The sequence below is a fragment of the Paracoccus hibiscisoli genome (genome assembly GCF_005048265.1).
GTDB classification, from domain to species: domain Bacteria; phylum Pseudomonadota; class Alphaproteobacteria; order Rhodobacterales; family Rhodobacteraceae; genus Paracoccus; species Paracoccus hibiscisoli.
In genome coordinates this window covers 39,254-45,411 of the sequence record NZ_SUNH01000024.1, presented here as the reverse complement: position 1 = coordinate 45,411, position 6,158 = coordinate 39,254, and the positions used below count along the sequence as shown (strand labels likewise).

The window sequence follows — 6,158 nt, the reverse complement described above, 5'->3', positions numbered from 1 at the left end:
CGCGCCGATCGCCATGGAAGAGAAGCTGCGCTTCGCCATCCGCGAAGGCGGCCGCACCGTCGGCGCAGGCGTCGTGTCCAAGATCATCAAGTGATCTGACCCAAAGACAGACGGAAAGGGCCGCCCCAAGGGGCGGCCCTTTTTGCATTCGGGCCGTCAGGCCACGCCCATCCGGGTTAGGACCGCCGACATCCGGTCCAGCGTGGCGGCGCGGTCAATGTCGCTGCGCGCCAGGATCGCGTCGCGCCACAGCTGCGCATCGCGGGCCTCTGCCGCGGCAAAGCGGTCGCCGTCCCAATGGGGCGCCAGCTCGACCCCATATCCGCGCAGGATGCCGAACAGGCGCTGCGGCGCAAGGAAGGTGATCCCGTGGGGCAGCATCTCGGACCCGCCCAGATGGATCGGGGTCGCGAATCCGCGGATGACCGGGGCGTAATCCAGCCGGGTGCAGCGTGGCTGCAGCTGGGCGCGGGCCATGGTGCTGTGCGGCCTGCGGCGCAGCACCAGGATGGTCTGGTCCACCCGGCCCAGCAGCTGGCGTCCGTGCATCGCCGAGCCTTCGGCAAAGATCAGCAGCCGCGCCCCGGCATAAAGCGCCATCTGGCGCATCAGCCCCTCGCGGCCGGGGTCCATGATCGCCACCCCGGCGGCGCGCAGGGCGTCGACCAGGGCGGCCTCGCCCGCATGGGCGCCGCTGCCGCGGGGCAGCTGCCCCATGCGGGTGACATACAGCGCCCGGTTGGGGACCGGCTCCAGCCCGTGCAGCTTTGGCAGCTGGTCCAGCAGGTCCAGATGCCAGTCGGGCGGGGGATGGGCGCTCATGTGTTCGGTCTGAGGGGTGACCATCAAGCGGCCTGCCACCATCGGTCGCGTGACCAGGCGCACCCGGTCGGGGCGCAGGCCGAACCATGCAGTCATGTCCCAGAAATAGCCCGGCACCTCTCGGCCCAGCTTGCCGGGCGGCAGCAGGAACAGCGCCTCGGCGTTGGGGTGGTGATACAGCGCGCCGGGCAGGCGGTTCAGATGCTCGGCCGCGAGGTGGCCGAAATGGAACAGGCAGCGCCCGCCCCAGATGACCGGGCGGTCCAGCCGCGGCCCGGGTCTGCGCGCGGGCGTCGCGTTGATGTCGGCGGGGGTGTCGTGGATCAGGTGGCGGACCACCGGCGTCGTGTCAAAATCGGGCCAAACGGGGCCGCCGTCGGACAGGACCTCATGGTGCAGGCGGCGGGCCGGCACGACGGGAATGTCGTCCAGCAACAGGGGCGGGGGAACGGGCAGGCCGGGCGTCGCACGCCGCCAGTCGATCGGCGGGATGGTCGAGGCCGGGCGCGCCGCCGCGCCGGGCAGCCGACCCAGCACCGCCACCCGCGCCTGGCGCAGGGCGTCCAGCAGGGCGGGCCTGCGCCGGATCATGCCGATCAGCCTGTGTCGCATATCCGGTCCCCCGCAGCCTTGTGCGCCCTGCGCGACATAGCGCCCGGCCCCGTGACGCACAATCGCTAGGATAGGCACGCCATGCCTTGACCTGCGGGGGGCAAGCCGTTAAGGCAGCGCAATCGTGACCGGTCTGATGCCTGATGGCAAGAATCGGTCGCCTTGTCACGGGCCGCCACCCAAGGGCGGCCTGCTGTTATTTTTACGGTCCGATGCTGGCCCCGCGCGGTGCGATGTCAGCCTCTCGACTGGAACTCCCCGCAAGAGGGATGTCTTTATGCAAAGCCAGAATATCCGGATCCGGCTGAAGGCCTTCGATTACCGCGTGCTGGATGCCAGCACCCAGGAAATCGTGAACACGGCCAAGCGCACCGGCGCGACCGTCCGCGGCCCGATCCCGCTGCCGAACAAGATCGAGAAATTCACCGTCCTGCGCGGTCCGCACATCGACAAGAAGTCGCGCGACCAGTGGGAAATCCGCACGCACAAGCGTCTGCTGGACATCGTCGACCCGACCCCGCAGACCGTTGACGCCCTCATGAAGCTCGACCTCGCCGCCGGCGTGGATGTCGAGATCAAAGTCTGAGGAGGCCGATCATGTTGCGTACTGGTATCATCGCCAAGAAACTGGGCATGACCCGTCTGTTCCTTGAGGACGGCCGTCAGGTTCCCGTCACCGTCCTGCAACTGGACGGTCTGCAGGTCATCGCGCAGCGCACCGCCGCGACCGATGGCTATACCGCCGTCCAGCTGGGCGCCGGTGAAGCGAAAGCAAAGCGCACGACCGCAGCCATGCGCGGTCACTTCGCGAAGGCCTCGGTCGCGCCCAAGCGCAAGATCGTGGAATTCCGCGTCGCGGAAGAGAACCTGATCAACGTCGGTGAGGAAATCACGGCTGACCACTACTTCTCGGGTCAGTATGTGGACATCGCCGGCATCTCGATCGGTAAGGGCTTTGCGGGCGCCATGAAGCGTCACAACTTTGGCGGTCTGCGTGCCTCGCACGGCGTGTCCGTCAGCCACCGTTCGCACGGTTCGACCGGCCAGTGCCAGGACCCCGGCAAGGTGTTCAAGGGCAAGAAGATGGCAGGTCACCTGGGTGCCGTCCGCGTCACCACGCAGAACCTGCAGGTCGTGCGCACGGATTCCGAGCGGGGCCTGATCATGGTCAAGGGCTCGGTTCCGGGCTCGAAGGGTGGCTGGGTCACCGTCAAGGACGCCGTGAAGAAAGCGACGCCCGAGAACCTGATCTATCCGGCCGCCCTGCGTTCCGCCGCGAACGAGGCCAAGCGTCTGGCTGAGGAAGCCGCCGCCGCCGCCGCCGCCGAGGAAGAAGCAGCCCGCGAGGAGGCCGCCCGTCTGGCCGCCGAGCAGGAAGCCGCCGCCCTGGCCGAGGCCGAAGCCTCGATCCAGTCGGACAAGGACGCTGTCGATCCCAACGCGGAAGAGCCGGCCTCCAATGACGACGCGCCGGAAGGAGACAAGTGATGAAACTTGATGTGATCAAGCTGGATTCCGGCGCAGCCGGGTCGATCGATCTGGCCGACGACATCTTTGGCCTGGAGCCGCGCGGCGACATCCTGCAGCGCGTCGTGCGCTGGCAGCGTGCCAAGGCGCAGGCTGGCACCCACTCGGTGCTGGGCCGGTCCGAGGTCAGCTATTCGACCAAGAAGATCTATCGCCAGAAGGGCACCGGCGGCGCACGCCACGGCTCCCGCAAGGCGCCGATCTTCCGCAAGGGTGGCGTCTACAAGGGCCCGACCCCGCGGTCGCACGCCTTCGATCTGCCCAAGAAGGTTCGTGCCCTGGGTCTGCGTCACGCGCTGTCGGCCAAGGCCACTGCGGGTGAACTGGTGATCATCGAGGATCTGAACCTCGCCGACGCCAAGACCGCAGCCGTTGCCAAGGCCGTCCGCGAGAACGGCTGGAAGCGCGTGCTGGTGATCGACGGTGCCGAAGTGAACGAGAACTTTGCCCGTGCCGCCCGCAACATCGAAGGCGTGGATATCCTGCCGTCGATGGGTGCCAACGTTTATGACATCCTCAAGCGTGATACCCTGGTCATCACGCGCGCTGGTGTCGAAGCTCTGGAGGCTCGTCTGAAATGAGCGCGAAAGCCGAACATTACGACGTGATCGTCAAGCCGATCATCACCGAAAAGGCCACCATGACGTCCGAGAACAACGGCGTCGTGTTCCAGGTCGCCAAGGATTCGAACAAGCCGCAGATCAAGCAGGCCGTCGAAGCCCTGTTCGGCGTCAAGGTGAAGGCGGTCAACACCACCATCACCAAGGGCAAGACCAAGCGCTTCCGCGGCCAGCCCGGCCGTCGCAGCGACGTCAAGAAAGCCTATGTGACGCTGGAAGCCGGCCACACCATCGACGTCTCGACCGGTCTCTGATAACCGGACGCGATCAGGCCGCCCCGGAGCGATCCGGGGTGGCCGCATTTGACTGAAACGGACCTCCTCGGTCCAAAGCAACGGAAGACAGAAAGATGGCATTGAAGTCGTATAAGCCGACGACGCCTGGCCAGCGTGGGCTGGTTCTGATCGACCGTTCGGAGCTTTGGAAAGGTCGCCCGGTCAAGAGCCTCACTGAGGGTCTGACCAAGAAAGGCGGCCGGAACAACACCGGACGGATCACCATGCGTCGCCAGGGTGGCGGCGCAAAGCGCCTGTATCGCATCGTCGATTTCCGGCGCACCAAGTTCGACATGGCGGCCACGGTCGAGCGGATCGAATACGATCCCAACCGCACCGCCTTCATCGCGCTGGTCAAGTACGAAGACGGCGAGCAGGCTTATATCCTGGCGCCGCAGCGTCTGGCCATCGGTGACAAGGTCGTCGCCGGCGCCAAGGTCGACGTCAAGCCCGGCAACGCCATGCCCTTCAGCGGCATGCCGATCGGCACGATCGTCCACAATGTCGAGCTGAAGCCCGGCAAGGGCGGTCAGATCGCACGTTCGGCGGGCACCTATGCCCAGTTCGTGGGTCGTGACGGCGGCTACGCCCAGATCCGCCTGTCCTCGGGCGAGCTGCGTCTGGTGCGTCAGGAATGCATGGCCACCATCGGTGCCGTGTCGAATGCCGACCATTCGAACCAGAACCTCGGCAAGGCCGGTCGCAACCGCCACAAGGGCATCCGCCCGAGCGTTCGCGGCGTCGCCATGAACCCGATCGACCACCCGCATGGTGGTGGTGAGGGTCGCACGTCGGGTGGCCGCACGCCGGTCACGCCCTGGGGTAAAGACACCAAGGGCAAGAAGACCCGCAGCAACAAGGCGACCGACAAGTACATCTTGCGTTCGCGCCACGCGAAAAAGAAGGGGCGTTGATCCATGGCACGTTCTGTTTGGAAAGGCCCCTTTGTTGACGCCTATGTGCTCAAGAAAGCGGAAAAGGTCAAAGAATCCGGCAAGTCCGAGGTCATCAAGATCTGGTCGCGTCGTTCGACCATCCTGCCGCAATTCGTGGGTCTGACCTTCGCCGTCTACAACGGGCACAAGCATATCCCGGTGAATGTCAGCGAAGAGATGATCGGCCAGAAGTTCGGTGAATATTCGCCCACGCGGACCTATTACGGTCACGCCGCGGACAAGAAAGCGAAGAGGAAGTAATCGTCATGGGTAAGGAAAACAATCCGCGCCGCGTGGCGGAGAACGAGGCCTTCGCCAAGACGAAGATGCTTCGCACCTCGCCGCAGAAACTGAACCTGGTCGCGCAACTGATCCGCGGCAAGAAGGTGGACAAGGCCCTGGCCGACCTGACCTTCTCGCACAAGCGGATCGCCGGTGACGTGAAGAAATGCCTTCAGTCCGCCATCGCGAATGCCGAGAACAACCACGGTCTGGACGTCGACAACCTGGTCGTCGCCGAGGCCTGGGTCGGCAAGAACCTGGTGATGAAGCGTGGCCGTCCGCGGGCACGTGGCCGCTTCGGCAAGATCATGAAGCCGTTTTCGGAAATCACCATCAAGGTGCGCCAAGTCGAGGAGCAAGCGTAATGGGTCAGAAGGTCAATCCGATCGGCATGCGCCTGCAGGTCAACCGCACCTGGGACAGCCGCTGGTATGCCGACGACAAGGACTATGGCAATCTGCTGCTTGAAGACCTGAAGATCCGGGACTTCATCCACACGGAAGCCAAGCAGGCCGGCATCAGCCGCGTCATCATCGAGCGTCCCCACAAGAAGTGCCGCGTGACCATTCACGCAGCGCGCCCCGGTGTCATCATCGGGAAAAAGGGTGCGGACATCGAGACCCTGCGCAAGAAGCTGGCGAACTTCACCGACAGCGAACTGCACCTGAACATCGTCGAAGTGCGCAAGCCCGACGTCGATGCGCAGCTGGTCGCCGAATCGATCGCTCAGCAGCTGGAGCGTCGCGTGTCGTTCCGCCGCGCCATGAAGCGTTCGGTCCAGAACGCCATGCGCATGGGTGCCCTGGGCATCCGCGTGAACGTCGCCGGCCGTCTGGGTGGCGCCGAGATCGCGCGGACCGAGTGGTATCGCGAGGGCCGCGTGCCCCTGCACACCCTGCGGGCCGACATCGACTATGCGCTGTCCGAGGCGACGACTCCCTACGGGATCATCGGCGTCAAGGTGTGGATCTTCAAGGGCGAGATCATGGAACATGATCCCCAGGCCCATGACCGCCGCGCCGCCGAAGCCCAGGAGGGCCCTGCCCCCCGCGGCCCGCGCCGCGACGCCCGGTAAGGAGTAGAGA

At 65.4% G+C, this 6,158-nt stretch carries 10 protein-coding genes; 9 read left to right on the top strand and 1 reads right to left on the bottom strand.

Annotated features, from left to right (window positions below):
• On the top strand, window positions 1-94 hold a 94-nt coding region (locus FA740_RS20360), incomplete at its 5' end, for an EF-Tu C-terminal domain-related protein (protein ID WP_136857013.1).
• A gap of 62 nt (window positions 95-156) precedes the next feature.
• On the opposite strand, the gene FA740_RS15685 is transcribed toward FA740_RS20360, so the two are convergent.
• On the bottom strand, window positions 157-1,434 hold the full coding sequence (locus FA740_RS15685; RefSeq protein WP_136857778.1) for a glycosyltransferase 61 family protein: 1,278 nt from the start codon (window positions 1,432-1,434) through the stop codon (window positions 157-159).
• Window positions 1,435-1,711: 277 nt separating this feature from the next.
• Between FA740_RS15685 and rpsJ the strand changes: the two genes are divergently transcribed.
• From rpsJ to rpsC, 8 genes are all read left to right on the top strand, one after another.
• Entirely contained in the window at window positions 1,712-2,020 is a 309-nt protein-coding gene (rpsJ, locus tag FA740_RS15680) for a 30S ribosomal protein S10 (protein ID WP_042247848.1), read from the top strand.
• A gap of 11 nt (window positions 2,021-2,031) precedes the next feature.
• Complete coding sequence (gene rplC / locus FA740_RS15675) at window positions 2,032-2,922, top strand: 50S ribosomal protein L3 (RefSeq protein ID WP_136857777.1); 891 nt, start codon at window positions 2,032-2,034, stop codon at window positions 2,920-2,922.
• Window positions 2,922-3,542, top strand: a complete 621-nt coding sequence (gene rplD / locus FA740_RS15670) for a 50S ribosomal protein L4 (protein ID WP_136857776.1) — start codon at window positions 2,922-2,924, stop codon at window positions 3,540-3,542. The genes rplC and rplD overlap by 1 nt, the downstream gene beginning before the upstream one ends.
• Window positions 3,539-3,835: a 50S ribosomal protein L23 gene (locus FA740_RS15665; RefSeq protein WP_136857775.1), complete on the top strand. Its 297-nt coding sequence runs from the start codon at window positions 3,539-3,541 to the stop codon at window positions 3,833-3,835. The genes rplD and FA740_RS15665 overlap by 4 nt, the downstream gene beginning before the upstream one ends.
• Window positions 3,836-3,930: 95 nt before the next feature.
• Complete coding sequence (rplB, locus tag FA740_RS15660) at window positions 3,931-4,770, top strand: 50S ribosomal protein L2 (protein ID WP_136857774.1); 840 nt, start codon at window positions 3,931-3,933, stop codon at window positions 4,768-4,770.
• Window positions 4,771-4,773: 3 nt separating this feature from the next.
• A complete protein-coding gene (gene rpsS / locus FA740_RS15655) occupies window positions 4,774-5,052 on the top strand; it encodes a 30S ribosomal protein S19 (RefSeq protein ID WP_131574401.1) in 279 nt (92 codons plus the stop codon).
• Between the two features lie 5 nt (window positions 5,053-5,057).
• Window positions 5,058-5,438 (top strand): 50S ribosomal protein L22, encoded by a 381-nt coding sequence (gene rplV, locus FA740_RS15650; protein WP_042247864.1) that lies wholly within the window; start codon window positions 5,058-5,060, stop codon window positions 5,436-5,438.
• Window positions 5,438-6,148, top strand: a complete 711-nt coding sequence (rpsC, locus tag FA740_RS15645; protein ID WP_136857773.1) for a 30S ribosomal protein S3 — start codon at window positions 5,438-5,440, stop codon at window positions 6,146-6,148. Before rplV ends, rpsC begins: the two co-directional genes overlap by 1 nt.
• Window positions 6,149-6,158: the final 10 nt, after the last annotated feature.

Bases quoted from the DNA above. Each gene is read 5' to 3' on its own strand.
- FA740_RS15685 (WP_136857778.1), bottom strand. From the start codon at position 1,434: ATGCGACACAGGCTGATCGGCATGATCCGGCGCAGGCCCGCCCTGCTG.
- rpsJ (WP_042247848.1), top strand. From the start codon at position 1,712: ATGCAAAGCCAGAATATCCGGATCCGGCTGAAGGCCTTCGATTACCGC.
- rplC (WP_136857777.1), top strand. From the start codon at position 2,032: ATGTTGCGTACTGGTATCATCGCCAAGAAACTGGGCATGACCCGTCTG.
- rplD (WP_136857776.1), top strand. From the start codon at position 2,922: ATGAAACTTGATGTGATCAAGCTGGATTCCGGCGCAGCCGGGTCGATC.
- FA740_RS15665 (WP_136857775.1), top strand. From the start codon at position 3,539: ATGAGCGCGAAAGCCGAACATTACGACGTGATCGTCAAGCCGATCATC.
- rplB (WP_136857774.1), top strand. From the start codon at position 3,931: ATGGCATTGAAGTCGTATAAGCCGACGACGCCTGGCCAGCGTGGGCTG.
- rpsS (WP_131574401.1), top strand. From the start codon at position 4,774: ATGGCACGTTCTGTTTGGAAAGGCCCCTTTGTTGACGCCTATGTGCTC.
- rplV (WP_042247864.1), top strand. From the start codon at position 5,058: ATGGGTAAGGAAAACAATCCGCGCCGCGTGGCGGAGAACGAGGCCTTC.
- rpsC (WP_136857773.1), top strand. From the start codon at position 5,438: ATGGGTCAGAAGGTCAATCCGATCGGCATGCGCCTGCAGGTCAACCGC.